The following is a 414-nucleotide window of genomic DNA, read 5'->3' on the forward strand; positions in this document are numbered from 1 at the left end:
TGCTGCAAGGGTTTATCAACCAGATCCTCTCCGCCCAGGCCGACACCGTGTGCGGGGCTGAGTACGGTGTTGCTTCCACCGAGCGGGTCAACCAACGCAACGGGTACCGCCACCGCGACCTCGACACCCGTGTCGGCACAATCGATGTAGCAGTGCCGAAGCTGCGCCACGGCGCGTTCTTCCCCGACTGGCTGCTCGAGCGCCGCTCACGTGCCGAACGCGCACTATCGACCGTGATCGCGACGTGCTACCTCAAAGGGGTCTCCACCCGCCGAATGAACGATCTGGTGGCAACCCTTGGCATTTCCAACATGTCGAAATCCCAAGGCTTACGCATGTCGGAAGAACTCGACGAGATGGTCGCAGATTTCAAAAACCGTCCCCTGGATCCCGGTGGGTATGCCTACCTGTCGT

1 protein-coding gene is annotated in these 414 nt (G+C 60.9%); it reads left to right on the forward strand.

Annotation, left to right across the window (positions count from 1 at the left end):
• A partial coding sequence (locus HMPREF3048_RS08670; protein ID WP_210398429.1) for a transposase occupies nucleotides 1-414 on the forward strand: 414 nt, incomplete at both ends.

Origin of the sequence: Corynebacterium sp. HMSC075D04 (assembly GCF_001815635.1) — a bacterium.
GTDB classification, from domain to species: Bacteria; Actinomycetota; Actinomycetes; order Mycobacteriales; family Mycobacteriaceae; genus Corynebacterium; species Corynebacterium coyleae.